The organism is Pseudomonas sp. FW305-20, from assembly GCF_058788075.1.
On the sequence record NZ_JBYTAJ010000048.1, the window covers coordinates 1 to 25,021 of the forward strand.

The 25,021-nt window shown below is 57.7% G+C and carries 20 protein-coding genes, 3 tRNA genes and 1 riboswitch; of the genes, 6 read left to right on the plus strand and 17 right to left on the minus strand.

Annotation, left to right across the window (positions count from 1 at the left end):
• Positions 1-551: 551 nt before the first annotated feature.
• A tRNA-Arg gene (locus AC3WP4_RS26655) sits at positions 552-628 on the minus strand.
• A gap of 286 nt (positions 629-914) precedes the next feature.
• Here AC3WP4_RS26655 and AC3WP4_RS26660 point away from each other — a divergent pair.
• Together AC3WP4_RS26660 and AC3WP4_RS26665 are read left to right on the plus strand one after the other, a co-directional pair.
• Positions 915-1,148, plus strand: coding sequence for a hypothetical protein (locus AC3WP4_RS26660; RefSeq protein ID WP_074879198.1), 234 nt, complete (start codon positions 915-917; stop codon positions 1,146-1,148).
• 22 nt (positions 1,149-1,170) lie between these two features.
• Complete coding sequence (locus tag AC3WP4_RS26665) at positions 1,171-1,350, plus strand: PA3371 family protein (RefSeq protein WP_074879199.1); 180 nt, start codon at positions 1,171-1,173, stop codon at positions 1,348-1,350.
• On the opposite strand, the gene phnN is transcribed toward AC3WP4_RS26665, so the two are convergent.
• Together phnN and AC3WP4_RS26675 are read right to left on the minus strand one after the other, a co-directional pair.
• Positions 1,325-1,897 (minus strand): phosphonate metabolism protein/1,5-bisphosphokinase (PRPP-forming) PhnN, encoded by a 573-nt coding sequence (phnN, locus tag AC3WP4_RS26670; protein ID WP_074879201.1) that lies wholly within the window; start codon positions 1,895-1,897, stop codon positions 1,325-1,327. The two genes, AC3WP4_RS26665 and phnN, sit on opposite strands and share 26 nt — an antisense overlap.
• 120 nt (positions 1,898-2,017) lie before the next feature.
• Positions 2,018-2,173, minus strand: a complete 156-nt coding sequence (locus AC3WP4_RS26675) for a hypothetical protein (protein ID WP_173860502.1) — start codon at positions 2,171-2,173, stop codon at positions 2,018-2,020.
• A gap of 110 nt (positions 2,174-2,283) precedes the next feature.
• On the opposite strand from AC3WP4_RS26675, the gene AC3WP4_RS26680 reads away from it, so the two are divergent.
• Positions 2,284-2,610, plus strand: a complete 327-nt coding sequence (locus AC3WP4_RS26680; protein ID WP_003178899.1) for an Arc family DNA-binding protein — start codon at positions 2,284-2,286, stop codon at positions 2,608-2,610.
• 106 nt (positions 2,611-2,716) lie between these two features.
• Here AC3WP4_RS26680 and mgtE read toward each other — a convergent pair whose 3' ends face one another.
• Positions 2,717-4,159, minus strand: coding sequence for a magnesium transporter (mgtE, locus tag AC3WP4_RS26685; RefSeq protein ID WP_010457218.1), 1,443 nt, complete (start codon positions 4,157-4,159; stop codon positions 2,717-2,719).
• Positions 4,160-4,480: 321 nt separating this feature from the next.
• Between mgtE and AC3WP4_RS26690 the strand changes: the two genes are divergently transcribed.
• Complete coding sequence (locus tag AC3WP4_RS26690) at positions 4,481-4,999, plus strand: cell envelope protein SmpA (RefSeq protein ID WP_074879203.1); 519 nt, start codon at positions 4,481-4,483, stop codon at positions 4,997-4,999.
• A 19-nt stretch (positions 5,000-5,018) separates the two neighbouring features.
• On the opposite strand, the gene AC3WP4_RS26695 is transcribed toward AC3WP4_RS26690, so the two are convergent.
• From AC3WP4_RS26695 to ltaE, 6 genes are all read right to left on the minus strand, one after another.
• Positions 5,019-5,095, minus strand: a tRNA-Arg gene (locus tag AC3WP4_RS26695).
• A 107-nt stretch (positions 5,096-5,202) separates the two neighbouring features.
• Positions 5,203-5,293, minus strand: a tRNA-Ser gene (locus AC3WP4_RS26700).
• Between the two features lie 62 nt (positions 5,294-5,355).
• Entirely contained in the window at positions 5,356-5,544 is a 189-nt protein-coding gene (gene csrA / locus AC3WP4_RS26705; protein ID WP_002554426.1) for a carbon storage regulator CsrA, read from the minus strand.
• 186 nt (positions 5,545-5,730) lie between these two features.
• Positions 5,731-6,972 carry an aspartate kinase gene (locus AC3WP4_RS26710; RefSeq protein ID WP_074879205.1) on the minus strand — a complete coding sequence of 414 codons (1,242 nt, stop codon included), beginning with the start codon at positions 6,970-6,972 and terminating at the stop codon, positions 5,731-5,733.
• A gap of 91 nt (positions 6,973-7,063) precedes the next feature.
• On the minus strand, positions 7,064-9,688 hold the full coding sequence (gene alaS / locus AC3WP4_RS26715; RefSeq protein ID WP_074879207.1) for an alanine--tRNA ligase: 2,625 nt from the start codon (positions 9,686-9,688) through the stop codon (positions 7,064-7,066).
• Positions 9,689-9,834: 146 nt separating this feature from the next.
• Entirely contained in the window at positions 9,835-10,839 is a 1,005-nt protein-coding gene (gene ltaE, locus AC3WP4_RS26720; RefSeq protein ID WP_074879208.1) for a low-specificity L-threonine aldolase, read from the minus strand.
• Between the two features lie 196 nt (positions 10,840-11,035).
• A riboswitch (FMN riboswitch) is annotated at positions 11,036-11,206 on the plus strand.
• Positions 11,207-11,320: 114 nt separating this feature from the next.
• On the opposite strand from ltaE, the gene AC3WP4_RS26725 reads away from it, so the two are divergent.
• On the plus strand, positions 11,321-11,830 hold the full coding sequence (locus AC3WP4_RS26725; RefSeq protein WP_007943897.1) for a 6,7-dimethyl-8-ribityllumazine synthase: 510 nt from the start codon (positions 11,321-11,323) through the stop codon (positions 11,828-11,830).
• Positions 11,831-11,962: 132 nt separating this feature from the next.
• Here the strand turns inward: AC3WP4_RS26725 and astE are convergent, their stop codons facing one another.
• The 7 genes from astE to AC3WP4_RS26760 form a co-directional block, all read right to left on the minus strand.
• Positions 11,963-12,973: a succinylglutamate desuccinylase gene (gene astE, locus AC3WP4_RS26730; RefSeq protein ID WP_074879210.1), complete on the minus strand. Its 1,011-nt coding sequence runs from the start codon at positions 12,971-12,973 to the stop codon at positions 11,963-11,965.
• Positions 12,974-12,985: 12 nt separating this feature from the next.
• Positions 12,986-13,273, minus strand: coding sequence for a topoisomerase II (locus tag AC3WP4_RS26735; RefSeq protein ID WP_074879212.1), 288 nt, complete (start codon positions 13,271-13,273; stop codon positions 12,986-12,988).
• Positions 13,274-13,294: 21 nt separating this feature from the next.
• The gene (astB, locus tag AC3WP4_RS26740; RefSeq protein WP_074879214.1) at positions 13,295-14,641 is read right to left on the minus strand and encodes an N-succinylarginine dihydrolase; all 1,347 of its coding nucleotides are present in this window, start codon (positions 14,639-14,641) and stop codon (positions 13,295-13,297) included.
• Positions 14,642-14,803: 162 nt separating this feature from the next.
• The gene (gene astD / locus AC3WP4_RS26745) at positions 14,804-16,273 is read right to left on the minus strand and encodes a succinylglutamate-semialdehyde dehydrogenase (RefSeq protein ID WP_173860503.1); all 1,470 of its coding nucleotides are present in this window, start codon (positions 16,271-16,273) and stop codon (positions 14,804-14,806) included.
• A complete protein-coding gene (gene astA / locus AC3WP4_RS26750) occupies positions 16,270-17,295 on the minus strand; it encodes an arginine N-succinyltransferase (RefSeq protein ID WP_008154313.1) in 1,026 nt (341 codons plus the stop codon). Before astA ends, astD begins: the two co-directional genes overlap by 4 nt.
• A gap of 75 nt (positions 17,296-17,370) precedes the next feature.
• A complete protein-coding gene (gene aruF, locus AC3WP4_RS26755; protein WP_074879219.1) occupies positions 17,371-18,390 on the minus strand; it encodes an arginine/ornithine succinyltransferase subunit alpha in 1,020 nt (339 codons plus the stop codon).
• A gap of 229 nt (positions 18,391-18,619) precedes the next feature.
• Positions 18,620-19,840, minus strand: a complete 1,221-nt coding sequence (locus AC3WP4_RS26760; RefSeq protein WP_074879221.1) for an aspartate aminotransferase family protein — start codon at positions 19,838-19,840, stop codon at positions 18,620-18,622.
• Positions 19,841-20,128: 288 nt separating this feature from the next.
• On the opposite strand from AC3WP4_RS26760, the gene AC3WP4_RS26765 reads away from it, so the two are divergent.
• Positions 20,129-24,994, plus strand: a complete 4,866-nt coding sequence (locus tag AC3WP4_RS26765; RefSeq protein WP_102616545.1) for a dermonecrotic toxin domain-containing protein — start codon at positions 20,129-20,131, stop codon at positions 24,992-24,994.
• Positions 24,995-25,021: the final 27 nt, after the last annotated feature.

Here is a 25,021-nt window from a genome sequence, read left to right on the forward strand (position 1 = left end):
AAGCACCCACACGAATTGCTTGATTCAGTTGTTAAAGAGCGGTTGGTTAAGATCTTTCGTCTCAACCGAGGCGCGCACTGTACAGCACACATCCTCAAGTAGCAACCTTAAAAGCTCATGATTTTTCAATAAAATCAATTACTTACGACTAAAAGCAACATCAAGCTGCTCGTTAGCGGGAGGCGAATAATACAGGATTAAATTACTCGGTCAACCCCCACCCAAATTTTTTATCAAATAGCTCGAGGCGTCGTCATGACAACATCCAAGGCATGGCGCCAGCGTTCAGGCATCCTCCCTATCCAGATCCAGAACAACCATTCAAGAGCATCTAAATAGAACAGCACCGCTCCCCGACAACCGCAATTGGTCAGAGCGAACTCATCTGCGCATTCATACCCCTACTTGATATGACTGAACGATCATGAAAAAGCCCCGCCAGATATTAATCTGCGCGGGGCTTTTTATGTTCAAGCAATCCGTGCGCCCTTTTCCTGCCCCAATCAGGGTCTAGCGGAAGGGATCATGAATGCCTGGAGACTTTCAATTATTGGTGTCCCAGGGCAGGTTCGAACTGCCAACCTTCCCCTTAGGAGGGGGATGCTCTATCCAATTGAGCTACTGAGACACAGATCGACCAGCACGGCGTGATGGACGGCGTGCATGTTAACGGGCAAGCCTGCTTTTGTCATGTCGTCCATTGGGCTTTTTAAGTGTAGGCAGGCGCCTTCCAAGAACGTGGCTTTATTTACCGTGCAAATTGCATCACTGCTAAAGGCCATCATTGCAAAATGCAATGCATCGGCCCTGGAGAAATTCTTTAAATCCTTGTTTTTAAAGAATTTAATTACCATTAGACTGTTGGCATGCGGGCTGCTTTAACCGTTCCTAGAAGAACAATGGAGGCCCGCCTCATGAACAGCACCCTTTTACTCTCGAACGCAATCGCTCTGGCGATTCTGCTGGGCTTTCATTTTGCCCCCGAAAGCGGTGGCGAGCCGGTTGCTCAACGCATACCTCATTACCTTCAGGTGCAAAGAACACCTCAATTGGCGGCAATGAGCGATCAGCGCAGCTTTATTAGCCAAGACGTGCGCCAGGAAGACATTCTGCTACCGGCTAAATCTTCAGAACGTTTGGTATTTTGAATCACCCCATCGGGAGCATCGCATGTCCAAATCAGCCGCAGGTTTTTTCATCCTCGCCTTACTGAGCGGCATTCTTCATCTGTCAGTGGTCCAGGATACAGTCGTCACCCTGCCTCTGATCGCCTGCGGCGTGTTCGGCGCCCTGTTTGTACTGGCGCTGATTGCCGGGCGCAAAATCAAGTTCGATCCGGTACTGCGTTGACCCTCAACAGGTCCAGCAGATTAACAACAGTAGTGGACAACTTACCTGAATTGTCGAGTCGATGGATCTGCGTGTAGCCGATTGAATCCTCTGCCGCAAATAACCCATTGCGATGCAGCCTCGCTTCAATTTCAGCAAAACTTTCGCGACCACGGCGCAGCAGACGCTCTCGCAAGACTTCATCCTTGACCGTCAAAAGAATCGGCAATAGCGTTGGATACCGATGCAGCGCCTCAATCAAATGGCCGCGCGAACCGTTGACCAAGACATTCCGACCACCATTGAGCCATTGATCTATTTCAATCGGAACACCATACTCCAGGCCATTGGCGCTCCAGCACAATGCGAATTCGCCCTCGACCCGGCGTTTCTCGAACTCTTCCCGGGAAACGCCAATTGCATCCTCGCCAACTGATTCGGCCGACCGCGTGATGACCCGACGGACCACTTCACAACTGAGCATCTGCAACGGCTTTCGAGCGGCTTCGATAAGGCTGTCCTTGCCGGACCCAGACGGTCCCATCAAGTAAATCAGCCTGCCATCCATCTTGAAATCACCTCCCACTGCATGTCTTCCCCTAGTAAATCGGCCAATTGCCACTATCCTGTACAAGTAAGGAACACTGATCGAATCTGCACAGCATGCACCTTCAGGCATCTCAGAACATCACCTGTCGGGCAAGAGGAGGCGGTCAGTAATACGGACCACGGCAATCTTTTCAAACCAGTCCGCATTTCTGATGATTGGTGCTGGCATAACGCCTTTATCCAGTTCAATATTTGTCACAGAATTGACGCCAACGAACTGGCTACTTTGAGGCATGATGCGAGCCTCTATCAATTCAGGTTGAACATTTGGCCAGAGCGCTTGTCCTATGAGACATCCTGCGGCCAATCCCGAGAACCGCTCCCCTGAACTAACCGGTTAAATATATGCGCCCATTGAAACAGGCAATTTATTCCAGCCGTACGGCTGACAAGTTCGTCGTACGTCTGCCAGACGGAATGCGTGAACGCATTGCCGAGGTGGCTCGCAATCATCATCGCAGCATGAACTCCGAAATCATCGCGCGCCTCGAACAGAGCCTTATTCAGGAAGGCGCGCTGGGCGAAGAATTGAGCATGCGCCTGGACAGCCCGGAACTGTCACTGCACGAACGCGAACTGCTGCAACGCTTCCGTCAACTCTCCCACCGTCAGCAGAACGCCCTTGTTTCGCTGATTGCGCATGATGCCGAAATGGCCGCAGACGCTTCCTGATCTCACCCGAAAGTTCAAGCCAGCTTAATCGCTGGCTTTTTTTTGCCTGAAATTCGAGCGTAAAAAAACCCGCCGATTGATTGGCAGGTTTTTTATGTTCGATAAATCAGAGCAGGAAGATCGTCGCCAACCCGAGAAAGATGAAGAACCCGCCACTGTCCGTCATGGCAGTGATCATCACACTGGCACCCATCGCAGGATCGCGCCCAAGCCGCGCCAGGGTCATGGGAATCAAAACTCCCATCAACGCCGCAAGCAACAGGTTAAGCGTCATGGCAGCTGTCATCACCACCCCCAGTGACCAACTGCCATACAGCAGATAGGCGACGACACCGATCACACCACCCCAGACCAGGCCATTGATCAGACCTACCGCCAATTCCTTGCGCATCAGACGCGAAGTATTACCGGTGCTGACCTGATCCAGCGCCATCGCCCGAACGATCATGGTGATCGTCTGGTTACCCGAGTTGCCACCGATACCCGCCACGATCGGCATCAGTGCCGCCAACGCCACCAACTTCTCGATGGAGCCTTCGAAAAGGCCGATCACCCGGGATGCGATGAATGCGGTGATCAGGTTAACTGCCAGCCAGGCCCAACGGTTACGCAGGGATTTCCAGACTGACGCAAAAATATCTTCCTCTTCGCGCAGACCCGCCATGTTGAGAACTTCGTTTTCGCTCTCTTCACGAATCAGGTCGACCATTTCATCGATGGTCAGACGGCCGATCAGCTTGCCGTTCTTGTCGACTACAGGCGCCGAGATCAAGTCGTAACGCTCGAACGCCTGAGCAGCGTCATAGGCGTCTTCGTCCGGGTGAAAACTCACCGGGTCACTGGCCATGACTTCAGAGACCTGCTTTTCCGGGTCGTTGACCAGCAAGCGCTTGATCGGCAATACGCCCTTGAGCACGCCGTCGTAATCGACCACAAACAGTTTGTCGGTGTGACCAGGCAACTCCTTGAGGCGCCGCAGGTAACGCAAAACTACTTCGAGGCTGACATCCTCACGGATCGTCACCATCTCGAAGTCCATCAATGCACCGACCTGCTCCTCGTCGTAAGACAACGCAGAGCGGACGCGCTCACGCTGCTGACCATCGAGGGTTTCCATCAGTTCGTGGACGACGTCTCGCGGCAGCTCGGAGGCCAGGTCAGCAAGTTCGTCGGCGTCCATGTCCTTGGCCGCAGCCAGGAGCTCGTGATCGTCCATGTCGGCGATCAGCGTTTCACGAACCGAATCGGATACTTCAAGCAGAATGTCGCCGTCGCGATCGGCCTTGACCAATTGCCAGAGCGTCAGACGATCGTCCAGCGGCAAGGCTTCAAGGATGTAGGCGACGTCGGCGGAGTGCAGATCATCGAGCTTGCGCTGCAACTCGACGAGGTTTTGCCGGTGAACCAGGTTCTCGACCCGGTCGTGATGCGGACCTTCCTGGCGGTGAGTCAGGTCTTCGACTACCCGCTGACGCTGCAGCAGCTCAACAACTTGAGCGAGGCGGTCCTGCAAGCTTTCCTGCGTTTTCTTTACTTCAACTTCAGACATAGGCGAACTCCACTCCCAGCAGCGGGGCACGCCGGAAGGATCAATCAGTCAATTCATGATTGGAAAAACGGGTTACTGAGTAACTACTGGGTAAGTCCATGGAGGTATTCCACAAGCCCCGGCGGGGCTGACGGGCGCAATGATACACCGCCCGACGGTTTTAAACGTTAAAAAATCGCGGCTGAAACAAGCGCTTGCAAGACAATCCTGAGCACCGCCCTGATCCATGAAACTGCGACGACTCATCCCGAAAAGAAAACACACCACAGCTGAAAAATGTAACGACTACTCTGGGGATTGGACCGTCATGGAGGACGTTTAATGCCATCGAATGCACATTACTTCTTATTGATCACCCTGCTCTGCCCTTCACCTTGGGCGCTTGCGACGACCGTTCACCGCTGCGAGGCTGCTGATGGGCGCATCACCTTCACCACGCTGAGCTGTACGTCCGGAGACAGCCTTTCGCTTCAGGACGTGCGCCCCTTCACACCGGGCAGCACAACCGCTCTCATGCCGGAAGCCGGAAGTCGCGAAACATCAGGTATGAAAATCAAAAGGAGAGATCCGACCGTCGTCGGCAAGATCGAGGACAAATGTGGAAACCTTATCAGTGCCAAGGAACGCCGCGAAGCGATCATCAATCAGCGGATTGTCGCCGGCATGAGCCAGCAGGATGTCGAGAGCGCCCTCGGCAAGCCAGACAAGATCAGTATTCGCAATTCAGCCACGAGCTACCGTTACGACACCCAGCGAGGTCGTAGCGCCCACATCGAGTTCGATGAGAGAGGATGCACCAAAGGAAAAGCCAAATCCCAGACGGCAAAAAGCCCGCGTTAAACGCGGGCTTTTTGGTGTTTGGTGCACTCGACAGGATTCGAACCTGTGACCGCTCGGTTCGTAGCCGAGTACTCTATCCAGCTGAGCTACGAGTGCATTTGTTGCCGCGCATTATAGGCCGTCTAATCTCTATGTCAAACACTTTTTCTAGTAATTTCAAACACTTACCGAAGAAGCCAGATTACAACGTACTACGCAAATAATGGCGGAGAACGGGGGATTCGAACCCCCGACACCCTTTTGAGGTGTACTCCCTTAGCAGGGGAGCGCCTTCGGCCACTCGGCCAGCTCTCCGCAACACGGGGCGTATATTAACCAGCTTCTTCCCCGTTTGCAAACATAAAAAACGATAAAAATTAATGGCTTGGTTCTTCGTCCTTCTCTTTCTTTATACGCAGGTAAATTTCCTCACGGTGGACCGCAACCTCTTTCGGGGCGTTGACACCGATACGCACTTGATTTCCTTTGACGCCGAGCACGGTCACGGTGATTTCGCCATCACCAATAATCAGGCTTTCTGCGCACCGACGAGTCAGAATCAGCATACCTTTCTCCTCACGCATTTCATTTCAGGGACAACAGTCTGCAAAAAAAAGGCACTCGACCTACAACCGGAGCGATCGCAGCCCTACATGCCTGAGTATTGACCAGCGCGAGCAAAAGAACAGCCTCGGGTCGCGCCATTCAAAAAAACAAAGGGCGCGGTCAGACCGCGCCCTTCGGTTAACGCATCACTCGCCCTGTCGGGCCGGTGCGTCCAGTTCGAAAGCCGTGTGCAGCGCGCGCACAGCCAGTTCCAGGTACTTCTCTTCGATCACTACGGAGACTTTGATCTCCGAAGTAGAGATCATCTGGATGTTGATGCTTTCCTTGGCCAGGGATTCAAACATGCGGCTGGCCACGCCTGCGTGGGAGCGCATGCCAACACCGACGATCGACACCTTGGCAATCTTGATGTCGCCAACGACTTCACGGGCACCGATCTCGCGAGCAGTGTTTTCCAGCACGGTTTGCGCTGCCTGGAAGTCATTGCGATGCACGGTGAAGGTGAAATCGGTGGTGTTATCGTGCGCAACGTTCTGCACGATCATGTCGACTTCGATGTTCGCGGCGCTGATCGGGCCGAGAATCTTGAATGCAACGCCCGGGGTGTCTGGCACGCCACGGATGGTCAGCTTGGCTTCATCGCGGTTGAAAGCGATGCCGGAAATGATCGGCTGTTCCATGGTTTCCTCTTCATCAATAGTAATGAGGGTGCCCGGACCCTCCTTGAAGCTGTGCAGTACGCGCAGCGGAACGTTGTACTTGCCGGCGAATTCCACCGCGCGGATCTGCAACACCTTGGAACCGAGGCTGGCCATTTCCAGCATCTCTTCGAAGGTAATCTTGTCCAGGCGCTGAGCCACGGACACCACACGCGGGTCGGTGGTGTAGACGCCGTCGACATCGGTGTAGATCTGGCATTCATCAGCCTTCAGGGCTGCTGCCAGCGCCACGCCGGTGGTGTCGGAACCGCCACGACCAAGAGTGGTGATGTTGCCGTGCTCGTCGACGCCCTGGAAACCGGCGACAACGACCACACGACCAGCCTTCAGGTCGCCACGAATCTTCTGGTCATCAATCTGCAAGATACGCGCTTTGTTGTGCGCACTGTCCGTCAGAATCCGTACCTGGTTGCCGGTGTAGGACACCGCTGGCACGCCGCGCTTGATCAGCGCCATGGCCAACAGTGCAATCGTCACCTGCTCACCGGTGGAGACGATCACATCCAGCTCACGAGGAACCGGCTGGCCATCGCCACTGATTTGCTTGGCCAGATCGATCAGACGGTTGGTTTCGCCGCTCATTGCAGACAGCACAATCACCAGGTCATCGCCGGCTTCGCGGAATTTCTTAACCTTGTCGGCGACCTGCTCGATTCTCTCGACAGTGCCGACCGAGGTGCCTCCAAATTTCTGTACGATCAAAGCCATTTCAAAGCCGCCTCTGCCCATGAAGGGCGCCCAAATAATCACTCAAACAGCGTTTCGGCCCGCCACTAGACTGCGGGCCGGACATACTGCCTTATAAACCCTGCTCTACAAATGGAACAGTCAGGGCCAATGCCGCATCCAGTGCGCCAGCGTCAGTACCACCACCTTGCGCCATGTCTGGACGACCACCGCCCTTCCCGCCCACTGCCGCAGCGGCTTGCTTCATCAAATCACCGGCTTTGAGTTGGCCAGTCAGGTCTTTGGTTACGCCTGCAACCAGAACGACCTTTTCCTCATGGACACTGCCGAGCAGGATCACTGCGCGGCCGAGTTTGTTTTTCAGTTGATCGACCAGCGCCAGCAGCGCCTTGCCGTCCTGACCGTCCAGACGCACGGCCAGCACTTTCACGCCTTTGACATCCAGGGCAGAGGCCGACAGATCGTCGCCCGCCGCGCTGGCAGCCTTGGCCTGCAACTGCTCGAGTTGCTTCTCCAGCAGACGGTTGCGCTCCAGCACAGCCGACAGCTTGTCGATCAGGTTGTCGCGGCTACCCTTGACCAGGTTGGCCGCTTCCTTGAGTTGTTCTTCAGCAGCGTTCAAGTATGCCAGCGCCGCGGCGCCAGTGACCGCTTCGATACGACGTACGCCGGAGGCCACACCGCCTTCGCTGATAATCTTCAACAGGCCGATGTCGCCAGTCCGGTTGGCGTGGATACCGCCACACAGCTCGACGGAGAAATCACCGCCCATGCTCAGTACGCGCACGCTGTCGCCGTATTTTTCGCCGAACAGCGCCATGGCGCCCTTCTGCTTGGCGGTTTCGATATCGGTTTCTTCGGTTTCAACTTCGGAGTTCTTGCGAATCTCGGCGTTGACGATGTCTTCCAGCGCCTTCAACTGCTCAGGCTTGATGGCTTCGAAGTGGCTGAAGTCAAAGCGCAGGCGCTGACTGTCGACCAACGAGCCTTTCTGCTGAACGTGATCGCCCAGCACCTGACGCAATGCTGCGTGCAGCAAGTGAGTGGCGGAGTGGTTCAGCGAAGTTGCGTGACGCACGTCGGCATCGACATGAGTTTCCACCGGAGCGCCAACGATCAGGCTGCCCGAATCCAGCACACCGTGGTGCAGGAACGCACCGCCAGTCTTGGTGGTGTCGCGCACGTCGAAACGCGCAGCGCCAGCCTGAAGGAAGCCGCAATCACCAATCTGACCACCAGATTCGGCATAGAACGGGGTCTGATTGAGAACGACCACACCCTCTTCGCCTTCGCTCAGCACGTCAACCGATTGCCCGTCTTTATAGAGAGCAACGATTTTCGCGGAACCGCTGTGAGCGGTGTAACCGGTGAACTCAGTGGCCACATCAACCTTGACCAGGCTGTTGTAATCCATGCCAAAGGAGCTGGCGGAACGGGCACGGACGCGCTGGGCTTCCATTTCGCGCTCGAAGCCTTCTTCGTCGATGGTCAGGTTGCGTTCGCGAGCGATGTCGCCGGTCAGGTCCATCGGGAAACCGTAGGTGTCGTAGAGTTTGAACACTACGTCGCCCGGTACCACGTCACCTTTGAGATCAGCCAGATCCTGCTCGAGGATTTTCAGGCCCTGCTCCAGGGTCTTGGCGAATTGCTCTTCTTCGGCTTTCAGGACGCGCTCGATATGCGCCTGTTGGGATTTCAGCTCTGGGAACGCTTCGCCCATCTCGGCGACCAGGGCCGCAACGATCTGATAGAAGAAGCTGCCCTTGGCGCCCAGTTTGTTGCCGTGACGGCAGGCGCGACGAATGATCCGGCGCAGCACGTAGCCGCGGCCTTCGTTGGACGGCAGCACACCATCGGCAATCAGGAAACCGCACGAGCGAATGTGGTCGGCGACGACTTTCAGGGACGCCTGATTGTCGTTGGTGCAACCGATGGCCTTGGCCGATGCGATCAGCAAGCTCTGGAACAGGTCGATTTCATAGTTCGAGTGAACGTGCTGCAGCACGGCACTGATCCGCTCCAGGCCCATGCCGGTGTCGACCGACGGCGCTGGCAGCGGGTGCAACACGCCATCGGCGGTGCGGTTGAACTGCATGAACACGTTGTTCCAGATTTCGATGTAACGGTCGCCATCTTCTTCCGGCGAGCCCGGTGGGCCACCCCAGATGTCGGCGCCGTGATCGTAGAAAATCTCGGTGCAAGGACCGCATGGGCCGGTATCGCCCATGGTCCAGAAGTTGTCGGACGCGTAAGGCGCGCCTTTGTTGTCGCCGATACGAACCATGCGCTCGGCCGGAACGCCGATTTCCTTGGTCCAGATGTCGTAGGCCTCGTCATCGCTGGCATAGACGGTGACCCAGAGCTTTTCTTTGGGCAGGTTCAGCCATTTTTCGGAGGTCAGGAAGTTCCAGGCGTAGGTGATCGCGTCGCGCTTGAAGTAATCACCGAAGCTGAAGTTACCCAGCATTTCGAAGAAGGTGTGGTGACGGGCGGTATAACCGACGTTTTCCAGGTCGTTGTGCTTGCCGCCGGCGCGCACGCATTTCTGGCTGCTGACCGCGCGGGTGTACGCGCGCTTTTCCTGGCCCAGGAAGCAGTCCTTGAACTGGTTCATCCCCGCGTTAGTGAACAGCAGGGTTGGGTCGTTGCCCGGAATCAAAGAGCTGGAGGCTACACGGGTGTGGCCTTGCTCTTCGAAGAAGCGAAGGAAGGCTTCACGGATTTCTGCGCTTTTCATTAGGTTCTTCCACGGAGGCTGCGGCCAAAGGCCTGTGCGAAACGTCAACAGACGAAGCGACGGCAAAGGGCCGCATTATATCGGCCCTGCGCGCGGGGTACAGCGTGTTTATACGATAGAAATGGTCAATTGGACCGCTAACGCTATCAGTTGCGCGAAAACTCGACGAATGTCGCGACGACCTGCTCGATTTGAGCGCTACTGACGTCCATGTGCGTGACCATGCGCAAACGTCCGGCAGCGCTCAGCCTGATCCCGCGTTCGGCGGCAAACGCCTTGATGGCCTCGGCCTTGTTGCCCATCTGCACGTAAACCATGTTGGTCTGCACCGGCTCGACCTCGTAACCCGCCGCTCGTAAGCCTTCAGCCAGCAACTGCGCATTGGCGTGGTCATCAGCCAGACGCTGAACATTGTTATCCAGCGCGTACAAACCTGCCGCCGCCAGTATCCCGGCCTGACGCATGCCGCCGCCGACCATCTTGCGCAGGCGTCGCGCCTTGGCGATCAATTCGACCGAGCCGCACAGCACCGAACCGACCGGCGCGCCCAGGCCTTTGGACAGGCAGACCGAGACCGAATCGAAGTGCTGGGTAATTTCCCGGGCATCGACATCCAATTTGACCGCCGCGTTGTACAGCCGCGCGCCGTCCAGGTGCAGTTGCAACCCATGCTCGTGAGTAAAGCTTCGAGCCCGCGCCAGAAACTCCAACGGCAAAACCTTGCCCTGCATGGTGTTTTCCAGCGCCAGCAAACGGGTGCGGGCGAAGTGGAAGTCGTCCGGTTTGATCGCGGCCGCTACCTGGGCCAGGTCCAGCGAGCCGTCGGCCTGCACTTCCAGCGGTTGCGGCTGAATCGAACCGAGTACGGCCGCGCCGCCACCTTCGTATTTATAGGTGTGTGCCTGCTGACCGACGATGTACTCGTCACCGCGTTCGCAGTGGGCCATCAAGCCCAGCAGATTGCTCATGGTGCCGGTCGGAACGAACAGCGCCGCAGCAAAACCCAACTGGCTCGCAAGCTCGGCTTCCAGTCGATTGACCGTCGGATCTTCACCGTAAACGTCGTCACCGGTGGCCGCGCTGGCCATCGCGTCGAGCATCCCGGCGGACGGTTGGGTGACGGTGTCGCTGCGAAGATCGATAACACTCATGAATCTGGCCTCGGTAAGCAGGGGAAAATCCCTTTCAAGTAGGAATTACTGCGGCCATGCCGACGAATAATCAACCCTTGGGTAGGAAAAGGCTTCCTGAACCGACGGAAAAGTCGATAGCAATCATCAGATAGCAGCAATGCACAGGTGAGAAATATGTGTTAAAAACGCTTCGCCGCCAAACAATCTGGCGGCAAAACGTTCTCAGGGCGGGGTGCAACTCCCCACCGGCGGTAATTGCGCGCAATGCGCATAGCCCGCGAGCGCTTGGCGACAGGCACGGCAATGGCTGTGATGGCGGCAAGGTCAGCAGACCCGGTGTGATCCCGGGGCCGACGGTCATAGTCCGGATGAAGAGAGAACGGGATTGGCGCCGCCTAGGCTCTATACCAAAGCGCCGTCCGCAGGCAGTTGTGCCTGCGTGCCATTAAATCCCATTCGATTCATATGCCCTGTTTTTTACATAAACAGGAGTCAGAACATGCAACCCACCGCAATCGATAGCAAAAGCAAAAACCATCAGGGCGAGCGCGTTGCGTTCATCCAGGCCTGCTGGCACAAAGAAATCGTCGATCAGAGCCGTAAGGGCTTTGTGGCCGAAATGATTGCTCAGGGTTATCAGGAATCGGAGATCGATTTCTTCGAAGTCGGCGGCGCCTTTGAAATTCCGCTGCACGCCAAGCTGCTGGCCAAGTCCGGTCGTTATGCCGGCATCGTCGCCGCGGGTCTGGTCGTTGACGGCGGCATCTATCGCCACGAATTCGTCGCCCAGTCGGTGATCAGCGGCTTGATGCAAGTTCAGCTGGAAACCGAAGTGCCGGTGTTCTCCGTGGTTTTGACCCCGCACCACTTCCATGCCGGCGAAGAACATCAGAAGTTTTTCTTCGAGCATTTCGTGCACAAAGGCCAGGAAGCGGCCAAGACATGCGCGGATACGCTGCACAAGATGCGCGCGTTGCGTCGTAGCGAGCCGCGTGCGGTAGCAGTGTAAACACCGATAAAACTGTGGGAGCGCGCCTGCTCGCGATGACGGAGTGTCAGCCAACGCTCTTGTTGACTGATACACCGCTATCGCGAGCAGGCTCACTCCCACATGGGTTTTATGTCGAGCCTGATATCGCGGTCAGGCGAGGTTTTCGTCGGTGGTTGGCACAACCAAGATGCCGGCGCGCAGGCCGTTCTTGACCCTAGGGTTAGGGAAGATGATGCGGGCCCCCTCCTCCTCGATGACCCACCGGGTCTGGGCGATGTCTTCGGCCAGCAGGTAACCCACTTCCAACTCTGAAAAGTTCTCGATGTCCGCTGGCAGGTTCAAGCGGAAGCTATCGCTGTGCTTGATGATTTCTCGCGCCACGCTAAACAGCTGCAAACCGTCCAGCGCCTCTTCGGTCTGGGCCGGCTCGTTGCCTTCGATAATCTGTTTGAGGCGGGTTTCCAGCAGGTCGACGTTGACCCCGTCGTTCTGCCCGAATGGCCGCGCCTTGCCCAGTTCAAGGGTAAAAGCCTCGGCACCGAGTTTGTCGTAAGTGTAGGAGCTGAAAACGATGGACGGCTTGTTTTGCAGCAGCACCGCTTCCATGCCGGCAGCGCGCAGACGCGCCAGTTCCAGGCGCGAATGCTGACGGCCTTCCTTCCAGGGATACAGCGCGAACTGTTCGATTTTCGAGCCACGAATGGCCGTGTGCAGGTCGTAGTGCAGACGGTTGCGATCCGGCAGGCTGAAGAAACTCGCCGCCAGCCGCTCCAGTTCACACGCGCGCAGGGCTTCGGAGCCGCTGCTTTGTTCGTGACGACCGTTGAACAGCCGATTGACGTCCTGCTCGACGAAACGCTCGCCTTTGCGAATCGCTTCCGGGTTGCCGAACAGGAACAGAATACGTGCGCGGGGCTTAAGATCGCCGCGGGCAATATCGTGCAACAGGCGATCGAGCAACTCGATCGGGGCTGTTTCATTGCCATGGATGCCGGCCGACAACAGCAGGTCCAGGCCGTTGTCGCGGGCTTCAGGTGGCCGGACTTCCAGCGCACCTTCGCTCAACCAGCGCATACGCACGCCTTCGACAGTCAGTTGAGTCTTCTCCGCCGGTTCGCGGCCGGCGAGGGTCAGTTCAAGTAATTTGCCGAGGGCGAGCATAGAGCGGTTTCCTTAGTGGTCGTGCTGGCAATCCGGGCCGTGCACGTGGTCTTCGTCACCGACTTCAGCCGGCTCCATTTCCAGTTGCAGACTTACCAGATTAGTCGCCAATGGGCGTAGCAGCAGGTTTGCGTATTCGGCGTCACCTTCTTCCACATCCACGCCGATCAGCAGTTGGCCGCGGCCGTCTTGCTGAATCCACAGCTCTTTGCCTTGCCACATGACCGCGACGCGGGTGCAGGAGGTTTCCAGTTGCGTGCCGTCGGTGTCTTCAAGGATCAGCTGCAGGGTATCGCTCATGTTTTTTTACGCTCTCAACGTTCAATTGATCTGGAATGGATAAACCGCGCCCAGTTTAAGGATTTGCGTCAGTTCATCCAGTGCCGTCCGGCACTCAAGCAGCAACTGCGGGTCCGCGAGATCGTTTTCGGTCATGCGGTCGCGGTAGTGCTTGTCGACCCACTCGGTCAGCGTGCCGTACAACGGTGCCGTCATGATAACCCCTGGGTTGACGGCCGCCAGTTCGGTTTCGTTGAGCGCGACGCGCAGTCGCAGGCAAGCCGGGCCGCCGCCGTTCTGCATGCTTTGCTTCAAATCGAACACTTTCACTTCGCGGATCAGGCCACCGGAGCTGGTCAAACCTTGCAGGTACTGCCAGACACGCTCGTTGCCACGGCACTCTTCCGGCACGATCAACAGCATCGAGCCATCAGGACGCGACAACAGTTGGCTATTGAACAGGTAGGAACGAACGGCGTCTTCCACGGTTACCGCGGAACGCGGTACGCAGACCGATTGAAATTTCCCACCGACTTTGGCGAGTTTGCTCTGCAGTTCGGCCAGCATCTGCTCGGTGTCGAGGAACGCGTCCTCGTGATAGAACAGCACCTCGCCATTACCCACCGCGATCACATCGTTGTGGAACACGCCCTGATCGATCACCGAAGGGTTCTGCTGAGCGTAGACCACGCCGTCATCGCTCAAGCCGTGCAAGCGGGCAACCGCCTGGGAGGCTTCGAGGGTCTGGCGGGCCGGGTATTTTTGCGGTGCCGGGTAACGGGTGTCGAACGCGCTACGACCGAACACGAAGAACTCGACGCCCGCCTCGCCGTATTCACGGCAGAAACGGGTGTGGTTGGCTGCCCCTTCGTCCCCGAACTGCGCCACGGCTGGCAATGCAGCGTGGTGCGCGAAGTGTTTCTGGTCAGCGAACATCGCCGCCAGCACGCGACTGGTGGTCGGGTGTTCGATGCTGCGGTGATATTTGCAGTTCAGGTTGGCCGCGGTGAAATGCACACGGCCATCCGCAGTGTCGGCGCTCGGGCTGACAGTGGCGGCGTTGGCCACCCACATGCTCGACGCCGAGCAACTGGCCACCAGCAACGGCATCGCATCTTTAGCCGCCTGTTCGATCACCTGAGCGTCGGTGCCGCTGAAACCCAGACGACGCAGGGCTGCTACATCCGGGCGCTCCTGTGGTGCCAGCACGCCCTGTTGAAAGCCCATTTCCATCAGCGATTTCATCTTCGCCAGGCCTTGCAGCGCGGCTTCCTTCGGGTTCGAAGACTGCTGGCTGTTGCTCTGGGACGCGACGTTGCCGTAGGACAAACCGCCGTAGTTATGGGTCGGCCCCACTAGACCGTCAAAATTGACTTCATAGGATTTCATCAGCGAGGCTCCACGAGAATCTGTTGTTATGGCTTCAGTAACTATTCAGTAAGACCGCGGCGCGGCCATCGCCAGCAGGCTGGCTCCCACAGGTTCGGTGGGGTTCACACATTTTGTGTGTGACCCAATCACTGTGGGAGCCAGCTTGCTGGCGATGGCGCATCACGCCATTTTCACGCCAGGCGTAAGGGTCGCAGGCATTACCAGGCTCGGGGTTTCCAGCGAGGCGACCGGGTACGCGCAGTAATCTGCCGCGTAGTAGGCGCTGGCGCGGTGGTTGCCCGAGGCGCCGACACCGCCGAATGGCGCGCTGCTCGCAGCACCGGTCAGCTGTTTGTTCCAGTTGACGATGCCCGCACGGCTTTCCAGCCAGAACTGCTGATAACGCGCTTCGGAGTCCGATAGCAGACCGGCCGCCAGGCCATAGTCGGTGTCGTTGGCTTCAACGATCGCCGCTTCAAAATCAGCGTAGCGGATCACTTGCAGCAGCGGACCGAACAGCTCTTCGTCCGGGCGATCGGCAACCGCCGTTACGTCCAGAATGCCCGGGGTCAGCAAGGCTGCCTGGGCCTGGGGCTGAGTCATTTCCAACAGCGCTACGGCGCCGTTGGCCAGAAGATGTTCTTGCGCATCCATCAACGCTTTCGCAGCGCCGAGGGAAATCACCGAGCCCATGAACGGCGCCGGTTGCTGATCGAACGCACCGACTTCAATCGTCGAGCTGACCGCCACCAGACGCGCCAGCAACGTATCGCCCCAAGCGCCTTGCGGCACCAGCAAGCGACGGGCACAGGTGCAACGCTGACCGGCGGAAATGAATGCCGACTGGATGATGGTGTAAACGGCGGCATCGAGGTCTGCGACCTGATCAACGACCAGCGGGTTGTTACCGCCCATTTCCAGGGCGAGGATCTTGTCCGGGCGACCGGCAAACTGCTGGTGCAGATGATTGCCCGTGCGGCTGGAACCAGTGAAGAACAAGCCGTCGATGCCCGGGTTCGCCGCCAGGGCGATACCGGTTTCACGGGCGCCTTGCAGCAGGTTCAGCACGCCTGCCGGCAGACCGGCTTCGATCCAGCACTTGACCGTCAGCTCAGCGACTTTCGGCGTCAGCTCGCTGGGTTTGAACAGCACGCTGTTACCGGCCAGCAGCGCCGGCACGATGTGACCGTTCGGCAAGTGACCGGGAAAGTTGTAAGGCCCGAACACCGCGACCACACCGTGTGGCTTGTGGCGCAACACCGCGGTGGCGTCGCCCAGCGGGCCGCTCTTCTCGCCGGTACGTTCGCGGTAGCTCTGCACCGAGATCGCAATCTTGTTGACCATGCTGGTGACTTCGGTCGCGGCTTCCCACAACGGTTTGCCGGTTTCCTCACCGATGGTACGAGCCAGTTCGTCAGCATTGTTCTTCAGCGCGGCGGCAAAGGCCTCCAGCACGCTGATGCGTTCGTCCAGGGTACGTCGGGCCCAGCTCGGGAATGCCTGGCGCGCGGCTTGCACGGCCGATTCAACCTGAGCAGTGGTGGCGCCTTCGCCGGCCCACAGCACCTGTTGGGTTACCGGGTTCAGCGACTGAAAGGCTTCACCCTGGCCGGCCAGCCATTCACCTGCGATGTATAGCGAATTCATTATTTCGACTCCCTGGCAGCGGACAACGGAACGGCGCGCACTTGATCGCCGGCGTTGAGTTGAAGACGTTTGGCGGTCAGGGGATCGACCACCAGCGTACCGGCGGCGAAACGTGCAGGAGCAGCAGTGATCCGGCAGTCTTCGCGCTTGCGGTTGTGAATCAGGAACGGAGTGGCGTCATCACCCGGCGTGCCGATGGCCAGCACCAGCGCCTGGCTGTCGCGAACTGCGCGGATCTTGCCGGTTTCGCACTCCACCGCAGGACCGGCGTCGAAGATGTCGACGTAGCCTTGATAGCTGAAACCTTCGCTTTTGAGCATGGCCAACGCCGGCTCGGTGTCTGGATGGACCTGCCCGATCACGTTGCGCGCATCTTCCGAGAGGAAGCAGGTGTACAGGGGGAATTTCGGCATCAGTTCGGCGATGAACGCCTTGTTGCCCACGCCGGTCAGGTAGTCAGCCTGGCTGAATTCCATCTTGAAGAAGTGCCGACCCAGGCTTTCCCAGAACGGCGAACGCCCCGCTTCGTCGGACATGCCGCGCATCTCGGCGATGATCTTGTTACCGAACAGCTGCGGGAACTCGGCGATGAACAACATCCGCGCCTTGGCCAGCATGCGGCCATTGAGGCCTGTGCGGTAGTCGGCGTGCAGGAACAGCGAGCACAGCTCGGAGTTACCGGTCAGGTCGTTGGCCAGGAACAGCGTCGGGATTTCGCGGTAGATGTTCAGCTCTTGCGAAGCGCTGACGGTCAGGCCGACCCGGAAGTTGTACCAAGGCTCACGCAGGCCGACGGCGCCAGCGATGGCGGAAATACCCACCACTCGCCCGTCATCATCTTCGAGCACGAACAGGTAGTCCGCATCGCCCCGCCCGGCTTCGCCGCGAAAGGTCTTCTCGGCCCAACCGACCCGATGGGCCAGACGCTCTTCGTTGGCCGGCAAGGTGGTCAAGCCGGTGCCGGTGCTGCGGGCCAGGTCGATCAGAGCGGGTAAATCGCTGCTGCGTACGGGACGAACGATCATGCTATCTCCTCAAACGGGCCGCTTGCGCCACCCGTGAAACTCGCTGCTTTTACTAAGCATTCTTCAAAGCAGGCGTTAAACCGCCACCAGGCGCACGCTGGCACCTTCACCGACGCCCAAGGCTTCGGCCGCTTCAAGATCCAGGGTCACGGGCTTGCCCGGCGCGTAATCGAGCTCAAGCAAAACGGCGCGATAATCCTGCAACTGGGCGTTGGCCACCAGGTACTGACGACCGACACCTTTGACCGGTTCGCCGATTTTCACCGGGACTACCCGGCTCTGGGCGATCGAACGGATCCCCGAGACACGGGCGTGCAAGGTCGGCCCGCCGTCGAAAATGTCGATGTAGTGATCGGTCTCGAAGCCTTCACGCATCAGGATGTCGAAGGTGATCTGCGCCCGTGGGTGCACCTGGCCCATCGCCTCTTGAGCAGAGTCCGGCAGCAGCGGCACGTAGATCGGGTAATGCGGCATCAATTCGGCCAGGAACGTCCGGCTCTTCAGACCGCACAGACGCTCTGCTTCGGCGTAGTTGAGGTCGAAGAAGTTGCGACCGATGGCATCCCAGAACGGCGAATCGCCGTTTTCATCGCTGTAACCGACGATCTCGGTCACCACGGAATCGGCAAAACGCTCCGGATGGCTGGCAACGAACAGCAAGCGCCCCCGGGAGTTGAGTTCCGACCAGGCCGAACCCACCAGTTCCGGCAGTACGTAGAAACTGGTCAGCAAGCTGTTGCCGGTCAGGTCGTGGCACTGGGAGAGGACGTGGATCTTGTTATGAATCTTCAGCTCGCGAGAGGCGTGCACAAAGGTTTCATTACGGAAGCTGTAGAACGGCTCGGAATAACCGGCCGACGCAACGATGGCCGAGCAACCCACCAGTTTGCCAGTGGCGGTGTCTTCGAGGACGAAGAAATAGCTCTCTTCACCGTTGAAACTCACTTCGGCGGCAAACGAGGCTTCGCTTGCCGCGATCTTGTCGCTCAGGCGTTCAACGTCATCCGGCAAGGAAGTGACACCAATCGGGCTGTCCGCAGCCAGACGCTGTACCTCGCCCAGATCAGCCATTTGCGCGGGGCGCATCACCAGCATGGTGTCACTCCTTAATCTCAGAACTTACAGAAGAAAAAAACCCGGGCCATCCCTGAAACAACTCAGAGTCAACTGTGGGAGCTAGCCTGCTAGCGATATCGTCCTGTCAGGCAACAATGATGTTGGCTATCAGGCCCTCATCGCTAGCAGGCTAGCTCCCACACATTTGATCCAGCCCGAAACAAAAATCTGGATCGACGCCTGAAAATGTCAGGCGTCGAAGGGTCTATCAGGCTTGCGTCAGTTTCGCCGCGGCGCGTTCGAAACGGTCCAGACCGTCATCGATATCAGCGTCTTCAACCACCAGGCTTGGCGCGAAACGAACCACGTCCGGGCCGGCCTGCAGAATCATCAGGCCTTCTTTCTCAGCGGCGTTGAAGATGTCCTTGGCCTTGCCTTTCCAGGCATCGTTCAGCACGCAACCGATCAATAGGCCCATGCCACGGACCTGGGTGAACAGGCCGTACTTCTCGCCGATCTGTTCCAGGCGCGCCTTGAACTTGTCGTGCTTGGCGTTGACGCCGGCCAGCACTTCAGGAGTGTTAACCACGTCGATCACGGCTTCCGCGACAGCGCACGCCAGCGGGTTGCCGCCGTAGGTGGTGCCGTGGGTGCCGACGACCAGGTGTTTGGCCAGGTCTTCGGTGGTCAGCATTGCCGCGATCGGGAAACCGCCGCCCAGACTCTTGGCGGTGGTCAGGATGTCCGGAATCACGCCGTATTGCTGATAGGCGAACAGCTTGCCCGTGCGGCCCATACCGGTTTGCACTTCATCGAATACCAGCAGCGCTTTGTGCGCGTCGCACAGATCACGGGCACCTTGCAGGTACTTGAGTTCGGCTGGAATGACGCCGCTCTCGCCTTGAATCGGTTCGAGCACCACGGCACAAGTCTTGTCGGAAATGGCAGCTTTAAGCGCGGCCAGATCGTTGTACGGCACGTGGGTGATACCGGTGATCTTCGGACCGAAACCGTCGGAATACTTCGACTGACCGCCGACATTCACGGTGAACAGGGTACGACCGTGGAAGCTGTTGAGCGCAGCGATGATTTCGTACTTCTCGCTACCGAAACGATCGAAACCGACGCGACGGGCCAGCTTGAAAGCGGCCTCGTTGGCTTCGGCGCCGGAGTTGCAGAAGAACGCGCGCTCGGCAAATGTGGCGTTGATCAGCTTATGGGCCAGGCGCAAGGCCGGCTCATTGGTGAACACGTTGGACACGTGCCACAGCTTGTTCGCCTGCTCGGTCAAGGCACCGACCAGCACCGGGTGCGCATGGCCCAATACGTTAACGGCAATCCCGCCGGCGAAGTCGATCAGCTCGCGGCCAGACTGGTCCCAGACGCGGGAACCGGCACCACGCACAGGGATGAATGCGGCAGGCGCGTAGTTGGGAACCATTACCTGGTCGAAATCGGCGCGTTGTACCGCAGCGTGCTCAACGGACATCGGAGTCTCCTGATGAGGAACACTCGCCTGAAACTGGCGAGCGATGAGGGGGATTGTAAGGACAGTTTTCAGCCCGGCCTTGCCGCCAAGCGACAACTTCTTATAGCGCAAACCCCGGTTTCAGCCGGGTTTACGGCAATGCGACATATAGCGTCGCAAAGGCGCAGTTTAAACTGCCGGCACAGGTTATAGGCAGGGTTGTCGAGCGGTGCGGTAAATATGTACCGCACGGAACCGATCATCGTCTGTTTTGCTGGCGGCTCATTCAAAACGCTAAGGGAATAGCGCATGAGCCGATACGAGAACGATCGTCTTTCCACTACGGGAAACAGCGAATCCGCTACGCAACCGGACGATCACTATCATCACCTGTTCAACAACCTGCCTGCCTGGGTATTAGAAGCATCGTCCAGTACACACAGCGCCCTCAAGAACGCCACGTTCATGACGCAGGACTGGATTGGCACCGCAACACCGTTGCAGCACCAGTCGCTGAAAAAGCTCAGCCATGAACACTGGACCCATCGAAATCGTCTGGACTCAATGCTGTCGAACCTGCAAAGCGCACAAGCCTTTGCCGAACCGCTGCTGAGCGACGCCCTGAAAACCCGGTTTGACTTGGATCTGGACGTCAAAACCACCTTCCTGCGCCTGTACATCCCTCAAACCGTGCCGCTTCTCGGAATCAAGACTGGCGCGGCGCGCACCTGGACTGTGTCGATGCTCGACGCCGTCCTGCATAACTTTCAGGAATCGGAAACTGCGGCAGGGGCTTACGAACCGGCCTCGACGTTTATCACCCAACCTTCGCCCACAGGGCAGTTCGATACGCTGCCGGCGATCAAGCAAAAGCTCACTATCCCGACCTTTACCCGGTTATGCCGGGAACTGGATATCGGCGCCCGGTACACCGCTTACCTCAAGGACAATCTGGGGCTGTCCAACCCTGTAGCGGGCGCGGTAATGAAATCAAAGGTGATCGGCTCGCACAAAACAGCACTCAAAACTGCGCTGCAGATAGCGCAAATCCGAAAGGACATCCCAGCGGATGCCTATCTCTCGATTCAGCGCATTCTGGAAGGGCGTTCGGGTGCTCGACTGGGTGGGCAGCCGCTGTATGGTCACGACCTGACAATGATGTCCTCCTCGCTGACCGGTATTGTCATTTTCGCGGCGAGCCTGGAGCGCGCACGCTCGGCAACACGGATCATCGCCTACATTCCCGATGATCCAGAGCATCCTCTCAAGGAATATCCAGACACATTGGCGTTCATGGCCGAACTGACCCGCAAACTGCACTCGCCCGCTTATCAAACGTTTTTCAGTCGCTTCGTCGACCACAAGGAAAGAGGACATTTTTTCGCGGACCTTAACCGTCGCCTCCAGAGCGTAACCTGGCATCAACACCGATATGGCGACCCACTGCCGAGCTGGCGCGAAACGCCCATCGACAAGTCTGATTTGCGATTTTCGGCGATCCCGTTCAGAGCGAACCTGTGGAACCATCTCTATCAGCGACAGCTCAACAAGATCCTCAACGATGCAAGCACGCTCGCCGTCTCCACCGCCTCTGTCGACAGCGATGCGCGCTGGGCCTTGTGGAATGCCTTTAGCAAAGTCGCCTCGACAATCCTTGAAATCGCGACGTTCGTTGCCTTGCCTTTCGTCCCGTTTCTCGGCGAATTGATGCTTGGCTACATGGCCTACCAGTTACTCGACGAAACCTTCGAAGGCATAGTCGACCTGGCTGAAGGGCTGAAAAAAGAAGCGCTCGGGCATCTGGTGACATTCGTCGAAACGGTGGTTCAGGTGGGGACATTTGCAGTGGGCGGCGCCATCGCTACCCGGCCCCTCAGCCCTCTGCTCTCTCGTGAAGCTATTGCCCTTGTCGACCCACTCAAACCCGTCACAACACCCGACGGGAAAACCCGTTACTGGAAGCCGGATCTCAAGCCTTACGAACAAGCACTCGTTTTGCCGGAAGGCGTAAAACCCGATCATCTCGGCCTCTATCAAAACGAAGGCAAGACGCTGCTGCCACTGGAGGGAAAACTGTATGCCGTGAAGCCCGACCGCGTGTCAGGCACGTTTCAGATTGAGCATCCGAACCGAACTGATGCTTATCAGCCACCTCTGCGGCATAACAACCACGGCGCCTGGCATACAGAACTGGAGCAACCCCTGAATTGGGACCGGGAAAAGGTCATGCGCCGCCTCGGCCATAACGTCGAGTCGTTCACCAATGCCGAGCGCGAACGGATCCTGAGGGTCAGCGGTTACCACGACGACGTCATGCGCGAAATGCATGTCGAAAATTATCGTCCGCCTTCGCTGCTGACAGACACGATCAAGCGCTTCAGGATCAATCGGGACATCGAAACCTTTATCGAACAGATCAGCAGCGACCAACCCGAGCGCTATCGCAAGGCCGATGTAACCCTGCAACATCAACTGCTGAGCAGCTACGACTCGTGGCCCGTCGACACGCCAATGCCTGCACCGCAAACCCAAACGCAAGCCTTCAGAAAACAAACGGCCGAACTCGCCCGAAAGCACCACCAATCGCTGTTCGAGACCCGCTACCGCGCACTGGAAAAAACCGATGATCGGCACGTTCAGCGATTGCTCGACGATGTGAAGGGTTTGCCGACCGATGTCGCGCAAGAGTTGGTGAGCAATGCAACCGGGACCGAGTTACGCCTACTGCACAACGGTCGCACGCCCCCGCGGCTGAAGGAGGCAGCTCTGAAAGCCATGGAGGCCGTACGCGCAACCCGAGCCTGCGAAGGCCTTTATTCCGACGTTCTGGACAACACCGACACCCACCGACTGGCCTTGCAAAGCCTGAATTCACTGCCCGGTTTTCCCGCCGAACTGCGGATTGAAGTGAGGGATTACACCTATAACGGACTTGTGCGCGACAGCATTGGCCTGGCCGATGCGCCGATCCTGAAAACGCTGGTGCGCGCCGAAGACGGCACCTATCAGGTTTATCAAGACAGCGAATCGGTGCCCGGTGATTTTTATCAGGGTCTTTTTCAGGCGTTGTCACAGGCGCAGCGCAATGCGTTGAGCCTATCGATCACAAATGCCCAGGCACTCAAACTGCGCATCGCCGAACACGCATCAAACCAACCGGCACTTCGCAAGCTGTTCGCGAAAAATCCCAATCGAAAACCGTTCTATGATCCGACGACCATGCGCTTGCCTGGCGGCTCCGATGGATACCGGCGCATGCCCTCCCCGACGTCATCGCTCAACGAGCGTGTTCGCGAGGTTTACCCCAGCCTTACCGAGGAGGAACTCCGGTCTGTCGTTCAGCAGTTGCAAACGCATCCCGATGGCGCTCGCATAGAGATCTCACGTCTGGCCCGCGAGCTCTCGCGACTGCATCAGGAATTGAACACCTGGATAACTGACTCGCCCACTGTCCACCCGCAAACCCGAGCTCCGCTGAGCGAACTGGAACGACAGGCCGCTCGACACAATCGCAGACTGCTGGCTCAGGAAATCCAGCGCAGCTGGCGTCGACAATCAGAACGGGACCTCGATGGCCCGAATGACACGCCGCGTTATGCGCTCAGATTTGCCGAGCCGATTCTTGGTGATCTACCCACGCTGACGGCCGATTTCTCCCACGTGTCGTCGCTAACCCTTGAAGGCAGTCGTGCTGTGCAGGGTGTCCCCGAGTTTCTTCAGCGTTTCACCAATTTGCGCCGACTCGATTTAAAACGCTTTTCCCTGACCACCCTCCCAGAGGCCATTCCTCGGATGGCTAACCTGGATGCATTGGTGTTAAGCGACTGCGCAATCAGGTTCGATGCAGACAATTGGGCGAAACTGTCTTCATTGAACAAACTGGTCAAGCTGGACCTGTACCAGAACCCGTTCACTATGGTGCCCAGTGTCGAATCCATGCCTGAGCTTGTTTACCTGGACCTGAGCCGTACCGGCCTGACCGACATTCCCGACAGCGTAGTTCGCCACTCCAGACTTGATACCGCCAAGCTGCTACACAACAAGATCAGTGAGCTGCCTACGCAATTGTTCGAAAGCCCGGTGTACACCAAACGCGCAATACACCTGACGCACAATCCGCTTTCGGATAACGCCCGACAACTGATCAAGCATCACTACTTCAGCAGCTCATACGATTTGGGCATCTATGCCCCAGAGGCGGACATCAACCGAGTCAGGGCGCTGTACCCGAACCTGGAGGTCGAACAGGCGAGCGAGTTTGTCTATGAATTGGCCGGCACTCTGGCTGACGGTCGGATCGAGCTGACACACCTTGAAGCGGAGTTGGCTCAACTGAGCAACGACCTGGCGGCATGGACTTCCGACCTTCCGGCCCAACACCCGTTGACGGGTGAACCGTTCACCGCTCAACAACAGCTTGTCGAACACATGAACCGCGACCAGTTCAAACAGACGCTGGAGCAGTGCTGGCGGCATGAAAGCGAAGTGGATGATTTCAATGAGGCGTTGGAGCCCACCTATGAACTCTTTTTCGAGTCCGACATTAACGGCGAGCTGCCGACCCTGAACGCCGACTTCAGTCATGTGACATCGCTGGAGTTGCGCAGCGTCGACGGAGTGACCCGCATCGGGCATTTTCTGGAGTCGTTCACCCACCTCAAAAGCCTGCGACTGCGCGACTGTAATCTGGGCAACATTCCCGATGCGGTGTTCAAGATGGGTCAACTGCGGTCGCTGTCACTTCCGGAGTGCCGCGTCAGACTGTCAGCGGAATCAGCCAGTGCGCTGGCGGGTATGGAACAGCTCGATTATCTCGATCTGGCCCACAACCCCCTGGGGCAAACGCCAGACCTGAGCCAGATGACGGAGCTCGCTACCGTACTGCTGAATGACACCGGCATCACCGAAATACCGCCCGGCCTGCTGCAAATGGCAGAACTGGACTGGGCCGACCTCAGTGGCAACGCCATCACCGAAGTGCCCAGCGACGTGATGGAACTGCCGACGGAAGTCGCTGAAAACATCAGTTTTCGAGGTAATCGGTTCTCCGAAGAGAGCCTGCTACGGCTGATCGGTTACTTCGAACGGACGGGCATAGACTTTGGTGTGGAAGAAGTGATCAATCGAGGAGAAATGGAGGTCTCGACGTCTGAAGGCTCGGAAACAGAGGAGTAAACCAGCCTCGGCAGGTGACGTGTTGCC